Below are 24,219 nucleotides of genomic sequence, written 5' to 3' on the forward strand. Positions count from 1 at the left end.
GCAAGAGCGAAATGAATCGGGTTGTCGCGCAGGTTCTGCGAGGGGCTACAAGGATTTTTCCTGTAACAATCCGCAGTTTTGCTTATTTTGATTTACATGCCGTTACTTGTGAATGCTATTCGCATGAAACTATATTGATTACATTGTACGAATGAATAAGCAGGTCATTGTTCTTCTGCATAAATACTTCAACAGTTTCAATAACGGGTATAAAAAATAGATGAAAAACCTGACAAAAATTCCTGGCTTGCTGGTGTTGTTGATTACCGTAAATATCTGTGCTCTTCCTGTGCATGCTGCAGGTCCTTCGACTGAGGCCGAAGCCCTGCACGTACTGAACCGCCTTGCCTATGGCCCGCGGCCTGGCGATATAGAACGCGTCAAAAAAATGGGTGTGGACGCCTATATCGAGCAGCAGTTGAATCCGCAATTCCTGCCCATGCCAGATGGCTTGCAAAAGAAATTGAAATCACTTGATGTCATGAGCCAGAGTGCAGGCTCGGTCTTGTTTGATTATCAAAAAGCCTTGAAAGATACCAGTGACGAATCCGATGCTGCGCAAAAGAAACGCCGTGAACTGGTCGGCCGCATCATTGAGCAAACCGCAGAATCCAGGCTATACCGTGCCATAGAAAGCTCGCATCAACTGGAAGAAGTGATGGTCGATTTCTGGTTTAATCATTTCAATGTGTTCAATGGCAAAGGCCTGGACCGCGCGCTCGTTGCCAGCTATGAGCGCGATGCGATACGTCCCTATGTCTTTGGCAACTTCCGTGATTTGCTGGGTGCAACGGCCAAGCATCCTGCCATGTTGTTTTATCTGGATAACTGGCTATCCACGTCCGCAGACTTTCATGCCAATGGCAAACAGGGCAAGGGCGGTGGGCAAAAGGCCAAGTCCAGCGGCCTGAATGAAAACTATGCGCGTGAAGTCATGGAGTTGCATACTCTGGGTGTGGATGGCGGCTATACCCAGAAAGACGTGACCGAACTGGCACGCATGCTGACCGGCTGGACTTTTGATCCGCGTGCCATGGTCAGGAGTAATCAAAACTTTTACTTTGATGCTGACAGACACGATAAAGGTAGCAAACTGTGGCTCGGTAAATCCATACCTGTGCGTGGTCAGGCAGAAGCAGAATTCGCGCTCGATGTGCTGGCGACACACCCATCTACTGCCCATCATCTGAGTTTCAAACTGGCACAGTATTTTGTCGCTGACAAACCTGCGCCCGCCCTGGTTGAGAGGCTGGCCAGACGTTATCTCGATACGCGTGGTGACATACGGGCTGTATTGCAGACACTGTTTGCCAGTGCCGAATTTCGTGATCCGCAAAATGCGGGCGTGAAATATAAAACCCCGTATCAATATGTGGTGTCCGCCATCCGGGCCAGTGATGTCAACGTGCAAAATGTCAGGCCCGTGTTGGGCGTACTGGCACAACTCGGCATGCCTTTATATGGCAGCCAGACACCCGATGGTTATAAAAACACTCAGGATGCCTGGATGAACCCGGATGCCATCAGCCGCCGCATCAACTTTGCCACCGCACTCGCAACCGGCCGTCTGCCATTTGATAAAGAGATAGAGGACGGCGACAAAATGGGCAAGAAGCAGTTGGCAAAACAGGCTGAGGAAAAATCAGACCGGCCCGCAGTCATGCCTGCTGTCAGTGCCACTGCCTTGTTGCAAACACTGGGACCAGGCTTGTCTGGACGCAGTATAGAAATTGTGAATGGCAATCCAGAAGCCTTGCGTGCATCACTGATATTGGGCAGCCCGGATTTTATGCAGCATTGAAACAAGCAAGCTTGCAGATAAAGAGAGCAAAATGAAACGCAGAAATTTCTTATATTCCATGGCCGCAGGAGCGGGTTTGCTGGTCCCGGTGGGGCAGGCTGCTTGGGCTGCGAGGGCAAATGGTGCAGCTACCGAGGCAGCAACAAAAAACAAGCTCATCGTCATCATGTTGCGGGGCGCAGTCGATGGCTTGAATGTGGTTGCACCTTATGGTGACAGCAATTATGCGCGCCTGCGCCCGACCATCGCACTGGCAAGGCCGGGGCAGACCGATGGTGCGATAGATCTCGATGGCTATTTTGGTCTGCATCCTGCTCTGGCAGACTTGCAGGATCTTTGGCAACAAAAGAAGCTGGCTTTCGTGCATGCCAGTGGCTCACCGGATTTTACCCGTTCACATTTCGATGCCCAGGATTATCTGGAGTCTGGCACGCCTGGTCGTAAAGGCACGACAGATGGCTGGATGAACCGTTTGCTTGGTAATTTGCCTGGTACGACGACGCCAACGCGCGCAGTCAGTGTTGGTGCGGTCATGCCCCGTATTTTGTCAGGCACGGTTGCCGCCAGCAATATCGCCAGTGGTGCGGCGGGCACCAAGGCGAATGTACTGGACAGACCCAAGGTCGGTGCAGCTTTTGAACAGATGTATAAGGACAACGATAAATACGCCAAAGCCTTTAGTGATGCCAAAGAAGCGCATCAGGAAATGATGGGCGCGTCCATGGAAAAAGAACAGCAGGCTGCCGATGGCGGCGCGCCTTTGCCCAATGGTTTTCCTGATGACAGTGCCCGCGTTGCGACCTTGCTCAAGAATGATCCTAAAATCCAGATGGTATTCATGGCATTGGGTGGCTGGGATACCCATGCCAACCAGGGAGCAGGAAAAGGTCAGTTGGCAAATCGTTTGTCACCGCTGGGCCTGGGTCTGGCGAATCTGGCCAAGCGCCTTGGCCCCATGTTTGATGACACCACGATCGTCGTGATGTCAGAGTTTGGCCGTACTGCCAAACAGAATGGCAATGGCGGCACCGACCATGGGCATGGCAATGTCATGTGGGTGCTTGGGGGCAAAGTTGCTGGCGGCAAGGTATATGGCGACTGGCGTGGCCTCGGCAATGATCAGTTATATGAGGGACGTGATGTGCCGGTGACTACCGATTTTCGTTCGGTATTGACGCAGGTCTGTGAGCGTCATATGGGTTTGTCAGACAATCAATTGCTCAAGGTTTTTCCTGAACAGGTTTATGCCAGATCCAGCTTTAATTTATTTGTGAACAAAGCCTGATTGCTGATTAATTGCTGATCATATTAAGAAAAAAAGCCACTCTGGATTAAACCGGAGTGGCTTTTTTGTATGGGTACGGTGTTCAGGCAGTAGTATTGATGGTTGTGCCAGTCACTTGCCCGCTGGTATTGACGACTGGTTTGGGTTGCTCTGGCGGCGGCGGTTCTGGCTGCTTGACATTTTGCTTGTTGGCCAGTTGCGCCTGTTGCTCGGCCTGTGAGGCGGTAATTCTTTTTTGATCTGCAATGGCATCAGCCGCACCGGAGTCGCGGTCAGCTGCCGCGCCTATGGTTTCCGCACTTTGTTTCTGCTGACCGGCAGCAGCCTGCTGCAAGAGTTGCTGTTGTTGTGCAACTTGCGCTGCGCTCGAAGATGTAACGGACGTGACCATAATATTAACTCCTAAGACTAGAACCAGGATCATTTCAACATAGCGAGCCTGGACCAAAATTACAAGCGATTTAACCACAAATTGCAGTTTGTTGCCATGCGTCAATGTTAATCAAACCTGCTCAATTGATAGTGCGTATTCATTTTTCAACTTTGCTTATACGAATAGTTGTATATACAAATGCATATATATGATTGGAAAAAACTTGTTGCCTTCGATAAAGTTGAGTCCAACAGCAACAACAGCCGGTCAGATACTCAGTGATACGTATAGAGCAGTTAGCAAAGATTTATAGCCATCAGGGCCGCGAAGTAAGAGCCTTGCATAATATCAATTTCAACATAGAAACGGGTCAGGTTTTTGGCATCATAGGCCGTTCCGGTGCGGGTAAAAGCACTTTGCTGCGCACCCTGAATTTACTGGAGCGTCCCAGTGCGGGCAAAGTGGTGATTGATGATCAGGACATCACCAGTTTTGACGCGCAACAATTGCACGCCTTGCGCCAGCGTGTGGGCATGGTGTTCCAGCATTTCAATTTACTGCATGCAAAAACGGTCGTCGACAATATTGCCTTTCCGCTCAAGCTGAGTGGCAAATATACAAGGCAGGAAATCCAGGCAAGGGTAAACGAATTACTTGAGCTGGTAGGTTTGCAAGATCAGGGTCATAAATATCCATCGCAATTGTCTGGTGGACAAAAGCAAAGAGTGGGCATTGCCAGGGCGCTGGCAAATTATCCGCATCTATTGTTATGCGATGAGGCGACCTCGGCATTAGACCCTGAGACCACGCAAGCAATCTTGCGTCTGTTATTGGATATCAATAAAAAACTGGGCCTGACCATCGTCTTGATCACCCATGAAATGCAGGTGATACGCACTATCTGCGACAAGGTGGCAGTGATAGATGCGGGAGAGATTGTTGAGCTCGGTGATGTGGTCGATGTGTTTCTGCATCCTCAGCATGTGGTGACGCAAAGCCTGGTTGCAGAAAATCAGGCACTGGACCTGTCTGTGCTGGAGCGTAGCGACCAGGATGCTGACCGTCATTTGCTGCGTTTGAGCTATGTAGGTGCCAGTACGCATGAACCCATCATCACCCGTATCGCGGCGCAGGCTGGTGTCGATATCGCCATTCTGCAAGGTGTTATAGGGCGCATCAAGGATACGCCTTACGGGCAATTGCTGGTGGAGTTGCACAGCACGCGGGAACAGTCAGCGACTGTCGAGGATTTATTGAAAAATGCTGGTGTCAGGGTGGCAAGAATCAGCGCAGCAGCAGGCGTGCACTGATGGACTTCTCTCAAATTGACTGGAGTGATATCGCACTGGCGACACTCGATACCTTGACGATGACAGGTGCTTCTTTGCTGTTCACCGTGGTGCTGGGTTTGCCCTTGGGCGTGCTGCTGTTTTTGACAGGTAAAAAGCAATTGCTGGAGCAGGGCCTGCTGTATGCAGTGTTGTCGGTAGTCGTGAATATTTTGCGCTCTATCCCTTTCATTATTTTGCTGATCGTATTGATCCCTTTCACGCTGTTATTGATGGGGACATCGCTGGGGGTGCCGGGAACCATACCGCCGCTGGTAATCGGAACAACGCCATTTTTTGCACGCCTGGTAGAAAACGTGTTGCGGGAAGTAGATAAAGGAATTATTGAAGCCTGCCAGGCCATGGGTGCCAGGACCTGGCAGATTATCTGGCATGCATTGTTGCCAGAAGCATTGCCGGGTTTGCTGGCTGCCTCAACAGTAACGACGATAGCCCTGGTGTCGTATGCCGCCATGTCGGGCGTGATCGGTGGAGGTGGTCTGGGTGACCTGGCGCTGCGCTATGGTTACCAACGTTTTCAGACCGAGGTCATGGTGGTGACGGTATTTATTTTGATCGTGCTGGTGCAGTTGCTGCAATTTGTCGGTGACAAGCTGGTGTTGAAATTCACACGTAAGTGATTAAGCAAGTAATAAGCAAGTAATTACGCAAGTAACTAAGTAAGTTTTTATTTTTTAAATTGGAGCCACTATGTCTTTGAACCTTAAACGCCGTTTTACCGTGATACTGGCAGGTAGCCTGACAGCTGCTGCCGTGTTTTCACCAACTGCATTTGCAGTAGAAACCTTGAACATCGCTGCCAGCCCCGTGCCACATGCAGAGATACTGGAATTTATCAAACCGCAACTCGCCAAAGAAGGCGTGGATTTGAAAGTAAAAGTGTTTACTGACTACATACAGCCAGCGGTGCAGGTCAATGAAAAACATCTGGATGGCAATTTCTTTTTGCACCAGCCTTACCTGAATGAATTCAAGAAAAGCCACAAGAATGATATCGAAGTGCCTATCGCCAAGGTGCACGTAGAACCTTTTGCTGCCTATTCAAGCAAGTACAAAAAACTGGCTGACTTGCCAGATGGCGCAACTGTCGCTATTCCGAATGATCCATCCAATTCTGGCCGTGCCTTGCTGTTGCTGGCAAAACAGGGTTTGTTGAAATTGAAGGACCCAAAAAATATCTCTGCCACTCAAAAAGATATCATTGAGAATCCTAAGAAGCTGAAATTCAAGGAACTCGAAGCAGCAACTTTGCCGCGTGTATTGAATCAGGTTGATCTGGCCTTGATCAACACCAATTATGCGATAGAAGCAAAACTCAATCCAGTCAAAGACTCGCTGTTTATCGAAGACGCGAATTCACCTTATGCAAATTTGCTGGTGGCGCGTGAAGACAATAAAAATAGCCCGGCTTTCAAAAAATTGGTGGCAGCCTTGAATTCACCTGAAGTCAAGAAATTCATTGAAGACAAATACAAGGGCGCAGTGGTTCCTGCTTTTTAATCGTCTCTTCGGATAATAAAACACCCCGGCAGAAGTTTCTTGCCGGGGTGTTTTGCTTTATATGCTGCTTTATATGCGGAGTTATATTCCGCTTTATATGCCACTTTATCTGCTGGTCGATGTAGGCGCAGTTGCTGCCTGCTTCAAATTCACATAGGGGCTGCGCGCAAAGCTTTTCAGATAATCGATATTGTCCCTGAATTCTTCATCTCTCATGGCATTGCCTTTTGGCGTGCTGTATTCCAGCAAAAGATTATCGTCATTTGAGAGTGTAGTTTCGCTCAATGCCAGCATTTGTTTGATTTGCTCAGGATTGAGCACCTGTGCTGCAGAAACGGATGCTATGCCGTTCTTGTAAAGGTCGATATAGGTCTTCATGGTCTGGTTATTGGCCATCGCTAACAAATGTTTTTCCTTTTCAGCATCAGGGAAAGCATCCGGGCTATTGCTGGCTATCATTGCGCCTTGCTTGCCTACGCTATAAATCCAGACGTAGCGGAATGAATGCGACAGGCTGGCAATCATGACTCTCAGGTTTTGCTTAGACATATGCGCCAATTGAAACCATTGCTTCAATATGCCTTTGTCGGCCAGCCTGGATTTAGCCAATGCATAAAATTCCTGGTTGTACAGAGAGGCTGCACCTGCGAACCAGATGGACGACAGTTGTATCGCAATCAGGTCGTACTTTTTGTCGGTCAGTGACAAATGATTTCTGCCATCGGTATACAGGAATGACACACCAGGTTTGGTAGCGAGATTCTGATTGACGTCGGCAAAATGACGGTTGGCGATATTCACCAGGTCGCGACTCAGATCAACTACTTCCATCGATTTGAAACCGGATTCATGGATGGCCATGGCCGTGACGCCAGTGCCATATCCTATGACCAGGGCATTGTCGTAGTTATTCAAATGCAGCATGGGTATCAACCCAAAACCTGCCTGCGCCAGCATCTCACTGCCGGCTTCCATGACATTATTGCCCTGGAATTTGCCATTGGTGGTCAGGGTTTTAAATTCCTTGCCTTGTTCGGTTTGCGCCATGACCGCAGTCAGGCCACCATCGGCACTCTCCGCATGGTCTATCATTTTCCAGCCCGCATAGTAAGTAGGCTTGAAATAAGTGTTGATGCCAGTGGCGATTGCGTTCAGGTCCAGTTGTTTGGGGCAGGCAATGAGCAAGATCGTGGCGGCAATAGCGCTGCCATATTGTTGCAGGGCAGGCGCAGATTTGTCGCGCGACTTCCAGGTCGCTATCAACAGCAGGGTGAAGGCCATCACACCGCACAATAAACTGGTATAGAAGCCGCCGATAGCTGGCAGGAGCAAAAATCCAGCCAGTAACACGCCGGCGATATTGCCCAGGGTATTGATGGCAGAAGGGAAGCCTATGCCGTCATGCTGGCCTTTGGAAGCGATCGTCATGCTGACAGGATAGAGAGCGCCAATTGCAAATGCTGGTGGCAGGGCAATGATGACTGCAGGAATGGCGCGCAAAAATTCCCTGAACCAGAAAGAATAGGGGACCGTGCTTTTTGCCAGACCATAGAAATACAAAGAAGAAAGATGCCACAAAAAAGTGGAGCACAAGATCGTGCAGGTCAGCAAGAACAAGGCGTCATTTAATTGCTCACTGGTGGAGCGCTTGCTTGCCTTGCCTGCATATTTGCCACCGAGGGCCAGGCCAGCCAGAAAGCACGTCAGCATCAGGGAAAAAGCATAAGTGCTATTGCCTATGACCACCGCCAGCAAGTGTATGGTCGAGACTTCCATCATCATGGTCAGTGCGCCGACGATAAGCAGGACGAACAGGCCAAAGCGATAAGAGCCTTGCGCCAGCATATCAGTTTTGCCTTGCTCATGTGCTGGCAAACTATCCGTCGTTTTTGTGTCGCTGACCAGTAAGAATGCCAGCAGCGCCACCATGATATCGATGGTAGAGGACAGCCACAGCGTGCCATTCATACCCATAGCAGGAATAATCAGATAACCTGACAATAAGGCGCCAGACGCCGCACCAAAAGTATTGGCGGAATAAAACCATGAAATAGAAGCCATGCAGGATTTGCTATCCGCAACGGCACGTACCAGCAGGGGGAAGGTCAGGCCCATCAGGATGGTAGGAAATAGCAGTACCAGTGCGCCCAGCAAAACCTGATAAATGACGAGATAGCCAGAATCGGGCCTGTAGCCGACTGCAATCATTAAATAGATATCGTGCGCGAATGAAAATATATAAGGCGTACACAGACAGTAGAGGGCAATAGCCAGCTCTGCCATGGCATACATGCGCACCGGGAAGCGTGTGCGTTTTGCCACGCCTGCACCTATTGCAGCGCCGATTGCCATACCAGCCATGTAAATCGCCAGCACAGTGTAAGTGGCGCTGGACTGGCTGCCAAATACCAGGGCAAGCTTCTTTGCAAAATAGATCTGGTAAGCCAGTGCCGCAAAACCGGAGGCAAAGAAAATTCCAAACAAGGTGTTTATTTTTTTCACGGTTATATTTTTAGTGAGCGTCTTCCAGGCGCTGGTGGATGGGAATTTATTCTTTGCTATTTATACCATATTCTCCAATAGTTTAAGCGAATGATAGTAAAAAGAATTTGAATGTTATTGGTGTTGCTGAGTATTGTCAAATGACTAAATTGTGACCTTGTTTTTCAGATGTATGATGGTTTAATAAAAAGACCATCTTGTCTTTGTCAGCCTATGTTGGGGAGTGGAAAGCGGCCATCATGCAAATTGCCGGACGAAAAAAAACGCCGCTGTATTCAGCGGCGTTTTTCGCAAAGTCTTTACGTCTTATTGTTTAGTTACGTACGACTTTTTTGTATTCGTTAGTGCGTGTATCGATTTCGATCATGTCGTCCTGGCTGACGAACAGTGGCACTTGAACGATATGGCAATTTGCTTCGATTGCATTTTCGATCTTGGCTTCTTTCAGTACGTTGCCTGAAGTATTGCCTTTAACTGCTGGCTCAGAGTAAATGATCTGGCGAACGATAGTGGTTGGCAATTCTACAGAGATTGCTTTGCCGTCATAGAATACTGCTTCGCATTCCATGCCATCTTTCAGGTAATTCAGGGAATCGCCCATGTTTTCTGCTTCGATTTCATACTGGTTGTATTCTTGATCCATGAATACGAACAGTGGGTCAGCGAAGTAAGAATAAGTAACTGGTTTTTTGTCCAATACAACTACGTCAAACTTGTCGTCGCCACGGAAGACGTTTTCTTGTGGGCTGTTGGTCAACAGGCTTTTCATTTTCCACTTGTAAGTGAAGCCTGTGCGGCTGGAACCGTTGACGTCAGAGCGCAAAACGATCATAGGTTTGCTATCGACCATAATGATGTTGCCAACACGAATTTCTTTTGCAAATTTCATAGCGAGTATACGTAAAAAGTAGGTTGCATAAAAATCATCTGTTGCCTACTGGCAAAAAATCACCGCAAGCCCACGTTTGATTGAGATTTAAAACAGGTTAAAAATTAACCCAACATTATACTGCATCTTTTTGGCTTGCCAGCCTAACTGCATTGACGAACTTCAATAAATTGCCCGTCATATCCCCATTTTCGTGCATTTTTTCCTGCCAAGTGCCAGAAAGTCGTGCAATTTCAGGCAGGTCGGATTGAAAGGCCTGCCATATTTCTGCCCAGTCCAGTGGTGGATGGCTGACACCATTCCAGGCATGCGACAAGGCAACCAGGCTTGTCGTGGCAGATGTGGTGGTTTTTAAAAATGCATTCAATTTCACATGATGCAGGTTTTCATCTTGCGGGTAGATATGCCAGATGAAGGGTTTATTGGCCCACTGTGCCCGCACGAATGAGTCTTCACCACGGACAAAGTTGATATCGCAGGCCCACAGCAATTTGTCGTAATCTGCCTGGGGGATGAAGGGCAGTACACGTACTGTCAATGCACCTTGGCTGCCACTGACACCGGCTTTGGATGCTTGCCCTAGAAATGCTGTTATAGCTTCACTTGCCACACCTTCAGGCACGAGGCAAGTCATGGCCTGATCACCGTTTTGCCATGTCTTGAGCAAATCAGCCACAGGTGCATGTGGGTAGCAAAACAGCGATACTTTTGTGTTATTGATCTCAGTTTCAGTGAGCCCCAATTGCTGCAGGAAGGCAGCGACAGCCTGAGAGTCAGCTTGAAATGCTGCTCTTTCTTGGTCCAGGCTGGCTTCACGCAACAGGCCACCGGTTTTGTTATTGAAGCCGGGAAAAAAGAAATGCTTGGTCAATGACAAGGAAGGATGGGGCGAGGGCAGGGTATGACAGCCTTCCACCCATTCTTCTGCCGTCAAGCCTTCAAGATTGAGCCAGACCGGGCGCGGCTCACACTGTGCCATGGCCTGGATATAGCCTGGCGGTATGTCGCAGGCAAAAAACTCTATGACGATGTCGGCAATGTCAGCAACCGTAAATGCACCCTGCTGATCACGCCAGTGTCTGACGGTAACGCCAGCAATTTCCTGCACTTCTGCATCAATATTCACTGGCGGGCAGATGCGTTGGAAGCTGCGTAAATCATCCACCCATAGCGTGACGGCGATGCGATGTTCTTGCTGCAGTTGCCTGGCCATGCGCCAGCAAATGCCTATATCGCCGAAGTTATCGACGACCTTGCAAAACAGGGCCAAAGTTTTTGCTGTGTGAGTTGTATTTATTTCTGTTAAATGCATTGCAATGTGTTTTTAAAAGCGTACCTGAAAGCGTACTTAAAAGCGGTTTTTCCATTCACGCAAGGCAGCAAAATGGCTGACATCGTTTTGTGCGACTGGGATTTTACCGCTTTCCAAAAGGCGGCTGATAACTGTGCTTTCGCGACTGCGCAAGAATGGATTGGTCTGTTTTTCCAGGCCTATCTGGGTAGGCACCGTAGGTATGCCTTGCTCACGTCTGGCTTGTTCGCGTTTGATACGCTCCAGCAAATCCTGGTTACCAGGCTCTACCTCTTTGGCAAAACGCAGATTGGATAGCGTGTATTCATGGGCGCAATATACTGCCGTATCATCTGGCAGGGCAGCCAGTTTGTCGAGTGAGTGCAGCATCTGAGCCGGCGTACCCTCAAACAACCGGCCACAGCCACCGGCAAACAGGGTGTCACCACAAAACAGCCAATGCTGTTCAGGCGCGAAGTAGGCAATATGACCCAGTGTATGGCCGGGAACGTCCAGCACTTTCAACTCCAGGTTGATGCCGGGCACGGTTACTACATCATCCTGTTGTAGCTTTTGCGTGACTACGGCAATCTTGTCATTGGTAGGGCCAAATACTGGCACAGCAGCATGTTCCAGCAGACGTGGCACACCGCCTATATGATCAGCATGATGATGAGTGAGTAAAATAGCGGACAATGTCAGTTGATGCTGCGCCAGAGCTTGCAAAATTGGCATGGCATCGCCAGGATCAACCACGGCAGCATGCTGGCCGTCATGGATAATCCATAGATAATTGTCGTCAAAGGCGGGGACAGTCAATATACTCAGGGAATTCTTCATATCAGGCATGGATGCTTTGGAAAAAAACATTATAGACCTTGGAGCATGGTTAGAGCTGCCAGCAGGTAGCTATATCCGTCAATGGGAGCAGGCCATGCTCGATAAATTGACGGTCGATATCTTTGGTTTCAATGCCTTGCAGATAGGTTTGCCGCAAATTGATGCGTTGGCAGCCAGTCGCATGCCACATCGCTGGCTGACCAATTCCCGTATGCCGGATGAAAACCAGCCGGGGCAAAAGCGACCTGTTGTGGTCGTGCATGACTTTGCTGAGCTGCCTTTTGATGCACACAGCATAGATTTGATTATCTTGCCACACGTGCTGGAATTTGCTGAGGAACCACACCAGATCTTGCGCGAGGTGGAAAGGGTGTTGATACCAGAAGGCCGGGTTATCATCACTGGCTTTAACCGTGCCAGCCTGTGGGGCGCAAGGCAGGCGACCGGGCGTTTGAGCAAAAATTATTTCCTGCCCAAAGAGGGGGAATTCATCAGTCCGCCGCGTTTGAAGGATTGGCTGAAGTTATTGAATATGGAAGTGGGTAGCAGCGATTTTGGTTGTTATGCCCCTCCCGTTAAATCGGAAAAATGGTTGCAACGTTATCGCTTCATGGAAAAAGCAGGGCAACGCTGGTGGCCTTATTTTGGCGCAGTGTATATATTGCAGGCCGTGAAAAGAGTCAAAGGCATGCATTTGATAGGGCCCGCATGGAAGCAAAAGCGGGTATCCAGTACACATGCCTTGCCAGTTGCAAACAAATCAAAAGAATCAAATGGATAATATAGAAATTTACACAGATGGCGCCTGCAAGGGTAATCCTGGCGTTGGCGGCTGGGGCGCTTTGCTGATCGCTGGCAATAAAGAAAAAGAATTATTTGGCGGCGAAAAAGAAACCACCAATAACCGCATGGAATTGATGGCGGTGATACAGGCGCTGGGCGCATTGAAGCGGCCCTGTCATATTACCCTGCACACCGATAGCCAGTATGTATTAAAAGGCATCACCGAATGGATCACAGGCTGGAAAGCCAAGGGCTGGAAAACAGCCTCCAAGGCACCAGTGAAGAATGTCGATCTGTGGCAGCAACTCGATGCTGCACGTACCATCCATGAAATTGACTGGCGCTGGGTGCGTGGTCACACTGGTCACCCCGGCAACGAAAGAGCAGATCAACTGGCTAACCGTGGTGTTGAATCGGTATTGTAAAAGCGCACAAAATATCTCATGGACATAGCAAACATTCACACCAGCATACAACAAGGCCTTCAGGGCAATGAGGGCGCTTTTTCCATGCCTGGTGTGCCTGAAAGCTTTGAACATGTGAATGACCGTGCTGAATTCAAAAGGGCGCAACATCGCCCTGGCGTCGAACTTTACCGCGCCCATATCGTCGCCCATGCCTTTGAACCGCACACGCATGAAGCTTTTGGCCTGGGTTCTATCGCCAGCGGGGTAGAGCGTTTTCGCTATCTGGGTAGCGATCATCTGGCACCGCAAGATTCAGTCGTGATGATGAACCCGGATGAATTACATACCGGCAGGGCAGAGACTGATACCGGCTGGCGTTATCGCATGATGTATATAGACCCGGACGTGGTAGCAGAAGTCACGGGTGAACGTGGCTGGTGGTTCAGGTATGCGGTTGCCCACGATGCCAACAGTGCGCGCAAACTGGGTGTCATGCTGGAGCAAATCTGGCAAGCGACCGACAAGCTGGGTTTTGATAGTCTCTTGTTTGATATCCTGTCTGAATTCAAGCGCTTTGCCAGTGCGCCGCAAGCACCTGTACCTCTGGCGAAACAACGTTTTGCCACGGTGCTCGATTATATGCGTGCCAGCATGGCAGAACGCATCAGCCTTGAGCAACTGGCGCTGGTTGCCGGGCTTAGTCCCTTTCATTTTTTGCGCAGCTTCAAGGCGCAATATCATGCGACACCTCAGCAAATGCTGATGGCCTTGCGCCTGTATGAAGCCAAGTGCCTGCTCGGCAAAGGCTTACCTCCGGCCCAGGTGGCTGCTGCAACTGGCCTGACTGACCAATCTCATTTGAACAAGGCCTTTGTGCGACGCTATGGCGTGACACCGGCGCGCTATCAACAGCAAATGAGCGCGTAAAAAGCAATCTGGTACAAGACTGCTTTCTCATATTGTTTTAAGCTGATTTTTTTCAGGGGATGAACAGCATGGGTATCGGTGTTTTGTATGCGATGGCAGCAGGTTTGATGTGGGGGCTGGTATTCATCGGCCCTTTGCTCTTGCCTGAATATCCGGCGGCCTTGCAATCATTTGGCCGCTATCTGGCATTTGGCCTGATCACTCTGCCTATAGCCTGGATGGACAGGCGACAATTGCGTTTGTTGAACAAGTCAGACTGGATAGAAGCATTGAAGCTGGCAGCGGTCGGCAATATTCTGTATTACCTTTGTCTTGCCAGTGCCATACAACGCTCAGGCGCACCGTTGCCTACGATGCTGATAGGTACGCTGCCAGTCGTCATCGCCATTACCGCCAATTACCGTAATGCCCAGCGTGACGGCAGCATTGCCTGGCGACGCATGTTGCCATCACTATTGATGATTTTTGCTGGTGTCGCTTGCGTCAACAGCGTAGAAATTGCCGCATTGCAGGCAGCTTCAAACAAAGATATCCAGACTTATATCATAGGCGGCCTGTTTGCTCTGGTTGCTGTGGCTTGCTGGACCTGGTACCCATTAAGAAATGCAGACTGGCTGCGCCATCACCCGGACCGCAATCCCAGGGTCTGGGCCAGTGCCCAAGGCGTTGCAACCTTGCCGCTGGCTTTGCTCGGTTATATGGGGCTATGGGTATACATGGGTGTGACTGGCCAGGATTTTTCGATGCCATTCGGCCCCCGGCCACAATACTTCATCACATTGATGCTGATCATCGGTCTGTTTGCATCATGGCTGGGCACGATGTGCTGGAACCAGGCCAGCCAGCGCTTGCCTACCAACCTGGCCGGGCAACTCATTGTGTTTGAAACGCTGGCTGCCCTGGCCTATGCCTTCATTCTCAGCAAGCGCATGCCAGAACCCATGGTTTTGCTTGGTATCGTTTTATTGATTATTGGTGTTGTCGCTGCCTTGCGTGTCAAACCTCAAGCCACTCATTAGTGATTGTCACTATTTTGCTGCTAATTACTTCCTGGAAATATGCTATGCAAAGAAACGAATATGTTGATTTAGAATTAACTCTATTTTTTTGTATTCACTAATTTAAGGATGCTTGCCCATGCAGGAAAATATAAGTAGTAGAAATGCAGGGATTGATTTCTTACGGGGACTGGCAATTTTGTTGGTCTTGCTTTTGCATTTCTCCCTGGGCTTGGGTCTGAAAGATAGTCCTCTGGGTAGTTTGCTCAGACCAGAATTATTGCGCGCCATCGTCTTGAATGGCAATTATGGTGTCACTATCTTCTTCACCATTTCCGGTTATCTGATTACCTCCAACTCTATCAAACGCTGGGGTAGCTGGGCAAAAATTAACTGGCGTGAATTTTATCTGCTGCGGATTGCACGTATCATGCCGCCGCTGCTATTGGCATTGCTGATCATTGTCACGCTCGGCGTTCTGGGCGTGCCGAATTTTGATAATGCAGATAATGGCAAACAGTTGCCGGCATCATACTTCTTTATTGCTGCCGGTTCAGTGCTGACGCTCTGGCATAACGTTCTCATGCAATCTGCGGGCTATTTTAATTATTGCCTCAACATTTACTGGTCGCTGTCTGTCGAAGAAATGTTTTATCTTTGCCTGCCTTTACTGTGCATCACCTTGCGCAAGCAGAATTTATTTGTATTGCTCTGTTTGGGCCTGATAGTTTATGCGCCGATCTACCGCAGCCAGCATCTGAAAAATGAAATTGAATACATGTATGCCTATTTTGCCTGTTTTGATGCGATTGCCATAGGCTGCCTGACTGCATTGCTGGCACAAAAAATCGAGTTGAGCAAAACTGTCGCGATTTGTTTGCGCTGGTTTTCCATAGTGGCTTTAGCGACTGTTTATTTGCGTGGCATAGGCGGGCACGAAATCGAAGGTTTTACGCTGATTTCACTTTTCAGCGCCGCTTTTTTGATGGCGACATTACAAGCATCCGAGCAAGGCTGGGCAAGTCGCAGGGGTTTAACATGGCTGGGCTGGATGGGCAGGCATAGTTATGAGCTATATTTGTTCCATATCATCGTGCTGGCGCTCATGCGCAATGTCGTCAGCAAGAAGACATTGTCATATGAAATGCGTTTGCCTTGTCTGTTTTTATTCCTGTTGCTGAGCGTGGTAATTGCTGGTTTGGTGGCACGTTATGTAGCAGAGCCAGTAAATGCGTATTTGCGTAACAAAACCAGAAGTTCACATACCAGCTTGCAAACTACGCAATAAAAAAGATGCGGGTTCGAATTGAAGCCGCATCTGTCATCTGTATTTTAACTATACGAATTAATCATATAAGCATTGTTAAAATCAGAAAGCGTAGTTCACAGTAGTCATCAAGATCGGGCTGGTTTTCTTTTTCGTCAGCGGGCTGTCAGCAGCATCACCCATCACTTGCGATACACCGGCCGCACTGCGTACTGACCAGTTTTTATCGATCACGTGTGTCCATGCAACTGTCGCCATCGCTTGTGAAAAGCCTGCTTTAGGAGCAAAGGTTTTATAACCGGAATTGGTGCTTTGTGTCGGCGTTACGCCAAAATAAGTCTGGTTATATTTCGCATCGCTGTAAGTCAGGTTACCCGCAATTTCTACCCTGTCTGTTGCTGTCTGGAATACAGGTGCTGCCAGGCCAAATTTGTAGGCATTGCCATTCTCTCTGTGCGACAGCGCCAGGTTGGTGTCAATACTTGCCTTGATGCCAGGGCCAAATGTGGTACCTGCATGCAGGTTGACTGTTGCTGAACCAGAGATATTGCCCATGCCTTTCAAGTCATCTGAGCTGAACAGGGATTTGGAGTCGCGTGAATCTTCACGGCCTGCACGGTAACCCAGTGCTGCGCTGAAATAAAAATCATCTACTTTTGTACCAAAACCGACGCCGCGCATGGTGCTGGCAAAGAAACCGTTTTTGTTTTGGTATTCACCATAAATAGCAGGGCCAAAGCGATTTTTCTTTGCGCCCAGATACTCAGGTGCGTAGAACACACCAGCACCGACCACCGCAGTAGATTCAGGTTCCTGTGATGTTTTGTCTTGTGCGTGTGCAGAAAATGACATAGACATCAGGCTGGAGAAAGCGATGGCTGTCAGTGTAAATATGTGTTTCATGGTGATCCTTAATCAATAAAAGCTAAACAGTCCTGGCAGCATTTGTGCCGCGCTGCTACTCCCCGGCGGAGAGCACGGAGCGAAGTCTCGCAAATATGAAAAAACTATGCCAATGGAAAATCGCAGGCTCCGCCTGTATGCACAAAACGTATTGCAATGCAGTACTTTTTGCCAGATTGACCTCTGCAGGGGTTGCAAAGAAAGGCTTTCAGGCGTGGTGCGGATAAACAGGTCAAATGCTTGTACCCGCATGAAAGAGACAGGATTGTTAAATTTTATTTGTTTTTTAGATAATCACTTGCGCAATTTGCAATCATGATGGATGATGTTAAATAAGCTAGTAAAAATGTTAAATATGCCTTTTGTATTCACTATATTCAAGCTGGCATATCGCGTTAATGGACTGTTACCCGTCGGGAGAATTCATGATTCGCCTCAAGCACCTGTTAATTGAACACCGTGACAATAGTTTTGATCACAGGCTCAAGCTGCTCAAGCATTCCCTGCAGACCGCCATAGAGCTGGAGCATTCGACCATACCGCCTTATCTGTATGCCTTGTATTCGATCAAGACAGACCAGAATCTGGAAGTCGCCCATCTCATCAAATCCATCGTCAAGCAAGAGATGTTGCACATGTCGCTGGATTGCAATGTCCTTAATGCCATAGGCGGGCATCCGAAAATTGATCATCCGCGCTTTATTCCGCACTATCCCGGAAACTTGCCAGGTGCAGTCGAGGACAGTTTGATTGTCCCCCTGGCCGCACTGTCCAAGCAATTGCTGCTTGATGTTTTCATGGTCATAGAAGAACCCGAGAAAACCGTGGATGGCACAACTCCTCCGGCAGATGGTGTGACCATAGGCGAGTTCTATGCGCACATTAAAAAAGACATTTGCGAGTTGTCCAGGATGGGTAATATCTTTACCGGTCCACCAGAAAAACAATTGGTAACGGGCTTCAGGGAATTGCAAAACAAGGGTGTCTATGATGAGACAACGGCGCTGGCGGCGATAGACATGATTGTTGAGCAGGGCGAGGGCAGCGATACCAGCCCCATTGACCCTGAGCATGAACTCGCGCATTACTATAAATACGCAGAGATTTATCATGGCCGCAAACTGATCGCCAACCCCACACCAAAACCCGGCCAGCCAGCCTGGGTATTTGAAGGCCACCGCATAGAGTTTGATGCTGGCGGCATTTATCCAGTCATCAGTAATCCAAACCGGCATAGCTATGCCGGCAAGCCGCGCATTACCGATCTGAACCTGACTTTCAACAGCACTTACTCAGACATGCTGCGCAAGTTGCACAATGTCTTTAACGGTCAGCCTGACAATCTTGCACTGGCCTTGCTGTCCATGCAATCACTCAGAGAGCAGGCACAGTTGCTGATGACACAGGACGTTGTTCCTGGCCAGACTGCCGGTCCCACATTTGATTATATTCCCGCCTGATATTCTGGAGAGCAGCAATGACGCAAACTAACTGGTGGATGTTCCATGGCGATACTGCGCACACGGGTGAAGTGCAGGGCAGTGATATCAGTCGTGACACGCTTGATCAATTCACGCTATTGCATGATATCGCCATCCCTGGCCCGGTCTTGTCTGTGCCTGCCATCGTCGATGGTTATATGTATGTAGGGCTGGCGAATAATCATGAATTGCCGGGTGCGAATGGTGGCAAGTTCATGAAGATAGAATTATCCAGCGGCATGACGGTGGCGCATTATGAATGGCCGATAGACCCAACAGAAGGTGATACGCACGGCTTCATGGGCATGGGTTGCACCCCGGCTATCTGGGACAATAAAGTCTATTTCAGCGCCTTCAATGGCAAGTTCTATTGCCTGAATGCGGCTGACCTGAGTTTAAACTGGGTCGTGGATTTGCGCCATGCTGACCTTGATTTCAATCAACCCACATCCAATCTTGGCGATGTCTCGGCGGGTGTGCCAGCAGCTGGCTGGTCATCGCCAGTGGTAGCGGCTGCAGATGGCACTAATGGCCTGGTTTTTGTTGGCATGGGTGAGGGTGAAAACCCCGGCTGCTTTGGCTTTATCTATGCCATGGATGCCCAGACTGGCCAGGTGCAGTGGATATACTGTACCTGCCAGTATGAAGAAGGCGTACCCAATCTGCCTAATGTTTTGCCGCCAGAATCCGTGAGCGGCACTTTGCCAGCGATGTATACCATAGGCCCAAATAATCCTGCCATACGCGGGGCATCGGTGTGGTCGTCAATTGCCTACGATGAGCGGCTTGATCGCCTGTACTGCGCCACCGGCAACCCTGTGCCTGACAGTGCCTTGCCCAGCAAAGGTTTTTCCAACGGCATCCTGTCGCTGGATGCAGCGAGCGGCCAATTCCGTGGCTTTAGCCAGCCACCGGCAGAAAGCAGTTATCGCGCTACTGATGTTGATGTTGATTTTGGTGGTTCGCCGACGCTGATGACGATCAATGGCCGCCGTATTGTCACGGCTGGTTGCAAGAACGGTGGCTTCTTCAGGTTTGACGCGGCAACGCTGGAATTGCTGAACTGGCGGCAATTACTGCCTTTCTATAATGATGGCACCCAGATACCCACGGTAGATCCGCATGTGTCACCCAACGACCAGCGCATGGACCCCTATGTGCCAAATCAAGAGTCAGATGAAGAAGACCAGGAAAATTATTCTGGCACTTACAGCACGGCAGCGGTACACACCGCGCTGGGTCGTCTGTTCATCGGTGTGGGCGGCAATAATTATCATAATGTCGAAGCTGGTATCGATTACCGTACTACGCCTTTCATGCGTGCCCTGGATTGGGAAACCCTGGAAGATGCCTGGGCCATGGATGACAGTGATCCGCGTCTGTATATAGAGTCGCAACCACCGATGTATCGTACACCTGGTGAATCCGGTTTGAGTTCACCCGTAGTCGTCAATGACCTGGTGTTTTTTTCCACGTCCAAAGTCGCTGTGTATGCCTTTGATGTGTACAGCGGCAAGATGCTCTGGCAAGATAATCTGGGCGACCAGACTGGTGGCATGAATGGTGGTTATGGCTATTGCCTGGGGCCGGCAGTGGCGGGTAATTACATGGTGGCCGGTGCGCTGGTGTTTGGTAAACAGGGCGGGGTATTGCGTATCTATGGTTTGAAAGACCAGGAGAATCAACATGCTTGAAGTTATCTTGTTTGGTATTGTCGCCGGGCTCGACAATTTGCAGGCCAGCACTTCGCTGGGGCTATTACCCATGCAGCGCAAACGCATGCATATGCTGGCAATCGCATTTTGTGCCTGTGAACTGGGTGCTGCAATAATGGGCCTGTTGCTTGGGCGTGGCCTGATCAGCATGCTGGGCCCGCTTGCCTCCCATATTGCGCCATTTGCGATGCTGGCTTGCGGCTTCATTATCTTGTGGCTGGCTTACCGGAGTGAAGCCAGAGGTTTGCCACAATTCGTCAATCATCCGGGTTTTCTGCTGGGTTTGCCTCTGGCACTAAGCCTTGACAATGTCATCGCTGGCGCTGGTGTCAGTTTTTCCAGTGCACCTGTAATGACCTCAGCCATTATTATCGGTGTTATCAGTGCGGGCATGGCTTGCTTTGGCCTGTATTTCGCCAACTGGATACGCAATTTTTTACCCAAGCGCGTGGAATTGCTGGCCGGTGCTTATATGTGTTTTCTGGCTGTACGCATGATGTATAACGACTGACGGACTGTTCATCATGCCAAAAGACCAGAGTGAACGCACGGCCATGCAGGCCTATGTGCGCAATCTTAATTTCCCCAGCAGTGTTGCGGTTTCTCCTGCAGGTCAGGTATATATTGCTGAGACGGGTTTGCCATTTGATGGTGCAGCCAAAGGCGGGCGCATACTCAGTGTCAGTGAAGGTGGCAGCGTCCAGGAATTATTGAATAATTTACGCCAACCAGTGAATGGTCTGGTCTGGCATGACAACAGCCTCATCATTTCTGAAGGCGGTTACCCAGGCCGCATCAGCCGCCTTGATTTGCAAACGAGCACCTGGACAGTGTTGCTGGATGATCTGCCTGGCTTTGGCAATTACCACACCAATATGGTGGCGGTGGGGCCAGACAATAAAATGTATTTCGGCCAGGGGGCCATGACCAACAGCGGCATCATAGGCACAGATTCACACGACCTGGCGTGGTTGCGCGAAACCAGACATGCGCCTGATATACCTGGCTATGACATTGCGCTTAGTGACCATCTGGCGACAGTCACCGACCCTGAAGGTCAGCAGGTTTCCACCAGTGCATTTGCCCGCTTTGGACAAGTCCACACAGGCGGTACCCGCTTGCAAGGCCAGACGCCATGCACCGCCAGCATCATGCGCTGTAATCTGGATGGTTCGGACCTGGAACTGGTAGCCTGGGGCATACGTAATGCCTTTGGCTTGTTATTTCTGCCGGATGGCAGGCTGATTGCGACCGAGCAGGGCACTGATGTGCGTGGTGTGCGGCCAGTCTGGAATTGTCCTGACTTTCTGTTTGAAGTAAAGCCAGGTGCCTGGTATGGCTGGCCAGATTATCTTGGCGGCTTACCCATAAACGCGCCAGCCTATCGCAATCCCCAAGGTGAAGGCCAGGCCTTTGTGCTGGCTAATCATGCAGAATTGCCAGCACCAGAAAAACCCCTGCTGGCCTTCGATATCAATGCCTGTGCAGTCAAGATGACGCAGATACCTGCCGGGCTGCGCCATGCCGGTGATCTCATCGTCGCGCAATTTGGCGATGAACGTCCCATGACCGGGCCGCCGGGGCCAAGAGTGGGGCGCAATCTTATCCGTGTAGATACCAGCGACTGGAGCAAGCATGCCTTGCCGGCTTTGGCGTCTGTGCCCTGGCACCGGCCGATTGATGTCGCTTTCTCGCCAGATGGTGCATTCATGTATGTGGTCGATTTTGGCGATTTTGAATTCACTGAAAAAAAAGATATACGTGCAAGCGCCGCTAGCGGCTGTGTCTGGAAAATCCCTGTCAATAATATGGAGCTGACATCATGAGCCAGGTTTCATTCGAAAAAGATATTGCGCCACTGTTCAATCAGTTTCGCGCATCCATGATGTGGCGGCTGGACCTGACCAAATATGATGATGTCAGGCTCAATGCCAGCATGGTATTGAGCCAGTTACAGGGTGGCATGCCGCCACCGCCTTATCCACCTTTCACCAAAGAACAGGTTGCGATGTTCCAGACCTGGATCAATGAAGGTTACCCAAAATAGTCAGTTGATTAAATTTGCAGAAGGAATTTCATATGAGCCTCAATGCACAAACCCTCATCGGTAGCTGGGAAATGGTCGAAGCCTGGGATATAGGTGACGACCCCAGCGACCCGACCAAGAAAACCTACCCCTGGGGTAATCCGTCAGCAGGTTACTGGGTCTATGACAAGAGCGGCCACTTCAGTCTGATGATTTCGCAAAATCCGCCGCTAGCGATACCAGCAGACCCTTTCAGCGGTCAGCCACAATCATCCTGGCTGACACCGCAAAAGCCCTGGGAAGTGCCACACTCCCTGCTGATAGACAGCTTCGCCACTGCCAGCCCGTATGCTTATTTTGGTACCTATACCGTAGAGATGGATACCAATCACCCGCATCTGGGCGGCACGATAGTCATGAACGTATTTGCTGACGTCATGCGTGCCTATACCGGCACAGTGCAAAAACGCAGCTTTGTGTTTGATGGCAAGGATTATCTGAATGTAGGTACGCCAGGTCAGTATTTGCGGCGCTTGAAGCGGCTGACGTGATTTATGCATGTGAGCAGGCATCTATAAAGTCTTAGCGGGGGCTTACCTGCTGCAAAGAAAGGTAAGCTCCGGTTTTTGATTGCTCCAAGGATTGCCAGAAAATTCCATCTCGTTCACAAGCCAGCTAGCTTGCTTAGCGCATCACCCTGTACACGGCGTACTATCATATGGCTGGCTTCCACAGCGCCGATGGAATCGTAAAATTCCTTACTCATCTGTTTATCCTTGACGGTCAGCCATTCTATTCTCGAACATCCTGCATCGACGGCAATACCGGCGAGATGCTGCATGATGCTGAGCCCAAGTCCCTGACGTCTGAATTCAGGCCGCACATAGATGGCTTGCATATACATGTCGCGCACGCCAGTAAAAGTGCCCCATTTCCAGGAGTAAATGACAAACGCGGCGACAGCTTCATCCACCATAGCAAATTTAGCAGAGATAGCTGGATGGTTGCCAAACAGGGCCAGTTCAAGCGCTGCAGCATCTGTGCGAATTTCGGCTACTCCATCGCTACGCCCCAAGTCCATGAGCATATCCAGCAAGGTATTGATATCCGTTGTTGCGAGGTCTTTAAACTTCATTTTTTGGGTCAATGATATTTTCTTCAAGAGCTCTGCAAGCAAGCCAGATTGTTTCACCTGCGTCAGTCTTGCCTCAGCTTGTATGGAATGATGCTGCGTTGAACGCTCAATCACTTGCCCAGCATGCGCTTCAAGGTAGCATCTCGGTCTATGAAGTGATGTTTGAATGCGCCGGCTATATGCAAAAGTATCGCTGCAATCAGGATGTAGCCAGCGGCCTGGTGCAAGGTTTCACCAGTCTCAGCCCAGAATTTGCTATAGGCCAATACCTGATCCGGGTTGCCTGGCATATGCTGGGCTGGCACGATGACCAGACCAAAGATGCCAAAGCCATGGCCGCTGGCACCAGAAAACAGCATGCCTGTCACTGGCAAGGCCAATGTAGCAATGATCAACACCCATTTGATGATTTTTGCCAGTCGCTGCTCAAGCTGCGTATAGTCTGCCGCCGCTGCTGGCCAACCATTTTTGATACGCCAGAAGACGCGCAACAGGGCGACAAATAAAACCAGCACACCCACGGATTTGTGAACCGGGTACAAAGCCCAGGCTTCGGCACGCGTCATATATAAGCCCACGGCACATAAAGCCATGATGACGATGCCTGTGATCCAGTGCAAAGAAATGGTGATCTTACTGAGTTTATCCGCTTTGTCCATTGCCACATCCTCAAATTTATTTGTTAGTAGCAGGATGGACATGCCATGACATTGAAAGTTTCAATTTAACTCGCAAACTTTCAGGATT

The 24,219-nt window shown here is 49.7% G+C and carries 24 protein-coding genes; 16 read left to right on the forward strand and 8 right to left on the reverse strand.

The window, feature by feature from the left end:
• Window positions 1–220 precede the first annotated feature (220 nt).
• Both ACO0LI_RS20255 and ACO0LI_RS20260 read left to right on the forward strand, forming a co-directional pair.
• Window positions 221–1,801, forward strand: a complete 1,581-nt coding sequence (locus tag ACO0LI_RS20255) for a DUF1800 domain-containing protein (RefSeq protein WP_423034851.1) — start codon at window positions 221–223, stop codon at window positions 1,799–1,801.
• Window positions 1,802–1,832: 31 nt separating this feature from the next.
• Window positions 1,833–3,086, forward strand: coding sequence for a DUF1501 domain-containing protein (locus ACO0LI_RS20260; protein WP_423034853.1), 1,254 nt, complete (start codon window positions 1,833–1,835; stop codon window positions 3,084–3,086).
• Between the two features lie 82 nt (window positions 3,087–3,168).
• Here the strand turns inward: ACO0LI_RS20260 and ACO0LI_RS20265 are convergent, their stop codons facing one another.
• On the reverse strand, window positions 3,169–3,477 hold the full coding sequence (locus ACO0LI_RS20265) for a hypothetical protein (RefSeq protein WP_423034855.1): 309 nt from the start codon (window positions 3,475–3,477) through the stop codon (window positions 3,169–3,171).
• A 260-nt stretch (window positions 3,478–3,737) separates the two neighbouring features.
• Here ACO0LI_RS20265 and ACO0LI_RS20270 point away from each other — a divergent pair, with 260 nt between their 5' ends.
• The 3 genes from ACO0LI_RS20270 to ACO0LI_RS20280 all read left to right on the forward strand — a co-directional run bounded on the left by ACO0LI_RS20270 (window position 3,738) and on the right by ACO0LI_RS20280 (window position 6,308).
• A complete protein-coding gene (locus ACO0LI_RS20270) occupies window positions 3,738–4,769 on the forward strand; it encodes a methionine ABC transporter ATP-binding protein (RefSeq protein WP_423034857.1) in 1,032 nt (343 codons plus the stop codon).
• Window positions 4,769–5,428, forward strand: a complete 660-nt coding sequence (locus ACO0LI_RS20275) for a methionine ABC transporter permease (protein ID WP_423034859.1) — start codon at window positions 4,769–4,771, stop codon at window positions 5,426–5,428. Before ACO0LI_RS20270 ends, ACO0LI_RS20275 begins: the two co-directional genes overlap by 1 nt.
• A 70-nt stretch (window positions 5,429–5,498) precedes the next feature.
• Entirely contained in the window at window positions 5,499–6,308 is an 810-nt protein-coding gene (locus tag ACO0LI_RS20280) for a MetQ/NlpA family ABC transporter substrate-binding protein (protein ID WP_423034861.1), read from the forward strand.
• A gap of 105 nt (window positions 6,309–6,413) precedes the next feature.
• Here the strand turns inward: ACO0LI_RS20280 and ACO0LI_RS20285 are convergent, their stop codons facing one another.
• The 4 genes from ACO0LI_RS20285 to gloB form a co-directional block, all read right to left on the reverse strand.
• Window positions 6,414–8,810 (reverse strand): fused MFS/spermidine synthase, encoded by a 2,397-nt coding sequence (locus ACO0LI_RS20285; protein WP_423034863.1) that lies wholly within the window; start codon window positions 8,808–8,810, stop codon window positions 6,414–6,416.
• A gap of 313 nt (window positions 8,811–9,123) precedes the next feature.
• Window positions 9,124–9,699, reverse strand: coding sequence for an elongation factor P (locus ACO0LI_RS20290; protein WP_423002970.1), 576 nt, complete (start codon window positions 9,697–9,699; stop codon window positions 9,124–9,126).
• 115 nt (window positions 9,700–9,814) lie between these two features.
• A complete protein-coding gene (gene earP, locus ACO0LI_RS20295) occupies window positions 9,815–11,011 on the reverse strand; it encodes an elongation factor P maturation arginine rhamnosyltransferase EarP (RefSeq protein WP_423034865.1) in 1,197 nt (398 codons plus the stop codon).
• Window positions 11,012–11,047: 36 nt separating this feature from the next.
• Window positions 11,048–11,860, reverse strand: a complete 813-nt coding sequence (gloB, locus tag ACO0LI_RS20300) for a hydroxyacylglutathione hydrolase (protein ID WP_423034867.1) — start codon at window positions 11,858–11,860, stop codon at window positions 11,048–11,050.
• On the opposite strand from gloB, the gene ACO0LI_RS20305 reads away from it, so the two are divergent.
• From ACO0LI_RS20305 to ACO0LI_RS20325, 5 genes are all read left to right on the forward strand, one after another.
• A complete protein-coding gene (locus tag ACO0LI_RS20305; RefSeq protein ID WP_422950435.1) occupies window positions 11,838–12,611 on the forward strand; it encodes a class I SAM-dependent methyltransferase in 774 nt (257 codons plus the stop codon). The genes gloB and ACO0LI_RS20305 overlap by 23 nt on opposite strands.
• Window positions 12,604–13,038, forward strand: a complete 435-nt coding sequence (rnhA, locus tag ACO0LI_RS20310) for a ribonuclease HI (protein WP_110254005.1) — start codon at window positions 12,604–12,606, stop codon at window positions 13,036–13,038. Before ACO0LI_RS20305 ends, rnhA begins: the two co-directional genes overlap by 8 nt.
• An 84-nt stretch (window positions 13,039–13,122) precedes the next feature.
• Window positions 13,123–13,947: an AraC family ligand binding domain-containing protein gene (locus ACO0LI_RS20315; RefSeq protein WP_423034951.1), complete on the forward strand. Its 825-nt coding sequence runs from the start codon at window positions 13,123–13,125 to the stop codon at window positions 13,945–13,947.
• A gap of 68 nt (window positions 13,948–14,015) precedes the next feature.
• On the forward strand, window positions 14,016–14,966 hold the full coding sequence (locus ACO0LI_RS20320) for a DMT family transporter (RefSeq protein WP_422950434.1): 951 nt from the start codon (window positions 14,016–14,018) through the stop codon (window positions 14,964–14,966).
• A gap of 118 nt (window positions 14,967–15,084) precedes the next feature.
• On the forward strand, window positions 15,085–16,233 hold the full coding sequence (locus ACO0LI_RS20325) for an acyltransferase family protein (protein WP_423034869.1): 1,149 nt from the start codon (window positions 15,085–15,087) through the stop codon (window positions 16,231–16,233).
• 81 nt (window positions 16,234–16,314) lie between these two features.
• Here the strand turns inward: ACO0LI_RS20325 and ACO0LI_RS20330 are convergent, their stop codons facing one another.
• The gene (locus ACO0LI_RS20330; RefSeq protein WP_423034871.1) at window positions 16,315–17,115 is read right to left on the reverse strand and encodes a MipA/OmpV family protein; all 801 of its coding nucleotides are present in this window, start codon (window positions 17,113–17,115) and stop codon (window positions 16,315–16,317) included.
• Between the two features lie 425 nt (window positions 17,116–17,540).
• Between ACO0LI_RS20330 and ACO0LI_RS20335 the strand changes: the two genes are divergently transcribed.
• From ACO0LI_RS20335 to ACO0LI_RS20360, 6 genes are read left to right on the forward strand one after another with little or no spacing between them, the layout of a single operon-like run.
• Window positions 17,541–18,575 (forward strand): ferritin-like domain-containing protein, encoded by a 1,035-nt coding sequence (locus tag ACO0LI_RS20335; protein WP_423034873.1) that lies wholly within the window; start codon window positions 17,541–17,543, stop codon window positions 18,573–18,575.
• A 17-nt stretch (window positions 18,576–18,592) separates the two neighbouring features.
• Entirely contained in the window at window positions 18,593–20,290 is a 1,698-nt protein-coding gene (locus ACO0LI_RS20340; RefSeq protein WP_423034875.1) for a PQQ-binding-like beta-propeller repeat protein, read from the forward strand.
• Entirely contained in the window at window positions 20,283–20,822 is a 540-nt protein-coding gene (locus tag ACO0LI_RS20345; RefSeq protein ID WP_423034877.1) for a manganese efflux pump MntP family protein, read from the forward strand. Before ACO0LI_RS20340 ends, ACO0LI_RS20345 begins: the two co-directional genes overlap by 8 nt.
• A 13-nt stretch (window positions 20,823–20,835) precedes the next feature.
• Window positions 20,836–22,137 (forward strand): PQQ-dependent sugar dehydrogenase, encoded by a 1,302-nt coding sequence (locus ACO0LI_RS20350; RefSeq protein WP_423034879.1) that lies wholly within the window; start codon window positions 20,836–20,838, stop codon window positions 22,135–22,137.
• Entirely contained in the window at window positions 22,134–22,358 is a 225-nt protein-coding gene (locus ACO0LI_RS20355; RefSeq protein ID WP_422950427.1) for a hypothetical protein, read from the forward strand. Before ACO0LI_RS20350 ends, ACO0LI_RS20355 begins: the two co-directional genes overlap by 4 nt.
• Window positions 22,359–22,390: 32 nt before the next feature.
• Window positions 22,391–22,888: a lipocalin-like domain-containing protein gene (locus tag ACO0LI_RS20360; RefSeq protein ID WP_422950426.1), complete on the forward strand. Its 498-nt coding sequence runs from the start codon at window positions 22,391–22,393 to the stop codon at window positions 22,886–22,888.
• A gap of 113 nt (window positions 22,889–23,001) precedes the next feature.
• On the opposite strand, the gene ACO0LI_RS20365 is transcribed toward ACO0LI_RS20360, so the two are convergent.
• Entirely contained in the window at window positions 23,002–23,472 is a 471-nt protein-coding gene (locus tag ACO0LI_RS20365; protein WP_423034881.1) for a GNAT family N-acetyltransferase, read from the reverse strand.
• A gap of 110 nt (window positions 23,473–23,582) precedes the next feature.
• A complete protein-coding gene (locus ACO0LI_RS20370; protein ID WP_423034883.1) occupies window positions 23,583–24,131 on the reverse strand; it encodes a cytochrome b in 549 nt (182 codons plus the stop codon).
• Window positions 24,132–24,219: the final 88 nt, after the last annotated feature.

The organism is Undibacterium sp. Tian12W (assembly GCF_049339405.1).
Taxonomy (GTDB): Bacteria; Pseudomonadota; Gammaproteobacteria; order Burkholderiales; family Burkholderiaceae_D; genus Undibacterium.

Bases quoted from the DNA above. Each gene is read 5' to 3' on its own strand.
- ACO0LI_RS20340 (WP_423034875.1), top strand. From the start codon at position 18,593: ATGACGCAAACTAACTGGTGGATGTTCCATGGCGATACTGCGCACACG.
- ACO0LI_RS20365 (WP_423034881.1), bottom strand. From the start codon at position 23,472: ATGAAGTTTAAAGACCTCGCAACAACGGATATCAATACCTTGCTGGAT.
- ACO0LI_RS20275 (WP_423034859.1), top strand. From the start codon at position 4,769: ATGGACTTCTCTCAAATTGACTGGAGTGATATCGCACTGGCGACACTC.
- ACO0LI_RS20315 (WP_423034951.1), top strand. From the start codon at position 13,123: ATGCCTGGTGTGCCTGAAAGCTTTGAACATGTGAATGACCGTGCTGAA.
- ACO0LI_RS20345 (WP_423034877.1), top strand. From the start codon at position 20,283: ATGCTTGAAGTTATCTTGTTTGGTATTGTCGCCGGGCTCGACAATTTG.
- ACO0LI_RS20330 (WP_423034871.1), bottom strand. From the start codon at position 17,115: ATGAAACACATATTTACACTGACAGCCATCGCTTTCTCCAGCCTGATG.
- ACO0LI_RS20355 (WP_422950427.1), top strand. From the start codon at position 22,134: ATGAGCCAGGTTTCATTCGAAAAAGATATTGCGCCACTGTTCAATCAG.
- ACO0LI_RS20260 (WP_423034853.1), top strand. From the start codon at position 1,833: ATGAAACGCAGAAATTTCTTATATTCCATGGCCGCAGGAGCGGGTTTG.
- ACO0LI_RS20255 (WP_423034851.1), top strand. From the start codon at position 221: ATGAAAAACCTGACAAAAATTCCTGGCTTGCTGGTGTTGTTGATTACC.
- ACO0LI_RS20370 (WP_423034883.1), bottom strand. From the start codon at position 24,131: ATGGACAAAGCGGATAAACTCAGTAAGATCACCATTTCTTTGCACTGG.
- ACO0LI_RS20325 (WP_423034869.1), top strand. From the start codon at position 15,085: ATGCAGGAAAATATAAGTAGTAGAAATGCAGGGATTGATTTCTTACGG.
- rnhA (WP_110254005.1), top strand. From the start codon at position 12,604: ATGGATAATATAGAAATTTACACAGATGGCGCCTGCAAGGGTAATCCT.
- ACO0LI_RS20280 (WP_423034861.1), top strand. From the start codon at position 5,499: ATGTCTTTGAACCTTAAACGCCGTTTTACCGTGATACTGGCAGGTAGC.
- ACO0LI_RS20335 (WP_423034873.1), top strand. From the start codon at position 17,541: ATGATTCGCCTCAAGCACCTGTTAATTGAACACCGTGACAATAGTTTT.
- ACO0LI_RS20360 (WP_422950426.1), top strand. From the start codon at position 22,391: ATGAGCCTCAATGCACAAACCCTCATCGGTAGCTGGGAAATGGTCGAA.
- ACO0LI_RS20350 (WP_423034879.1), top strand. From the start codon at position 20,836: ATGCCAAAAGACCAGAGTGAACGCACGGCCATGCAGGCCTATGTGCGC.
- ACO0LI_RS20320 (WP_422950434.1), top strand. From the start codon at position 14,016: ATGGGTATCGGTGTTTTGTATGCGATGGCAGCAGGTTTGATGTGGGGG.
- ACO0LI_RS20305 (WP_422950435.1), top strand. From the start codon at position 11,838: ATGGATGCTTTGGAAAAAAACATTATAGACCTTGGAGCATGGTTAGAG.
- ACO0LI_RS20265 (WP_423034855.1), bottom strand. From the start codon at position 3,477: ATGGTCACGTCCGTTACATCTTCGAGCGCAGCGCAAGTTGCACAACAA.
- gloB (WP_423034867.1), bottom strand. From the start codon at position 11,860: ATGTTTTTTTCCAAAGCATCCATGCCTGATATGAAGAATTCCCTGAGT.
- ACO0LI_RS20290 (WP_423002970.1), bottom strand. From the start codon at position 9,699: ATGAAATTTGCAAAAGAAATTCGTGTTGGCAACATCATTATGGTCGAT.
- earP (WP_423034865.1), bottom strand. From the start codon at position 11,011: ATGCATTTAACAGAAATAAATACAACTCACACAGCAAAAACTTTGGCC.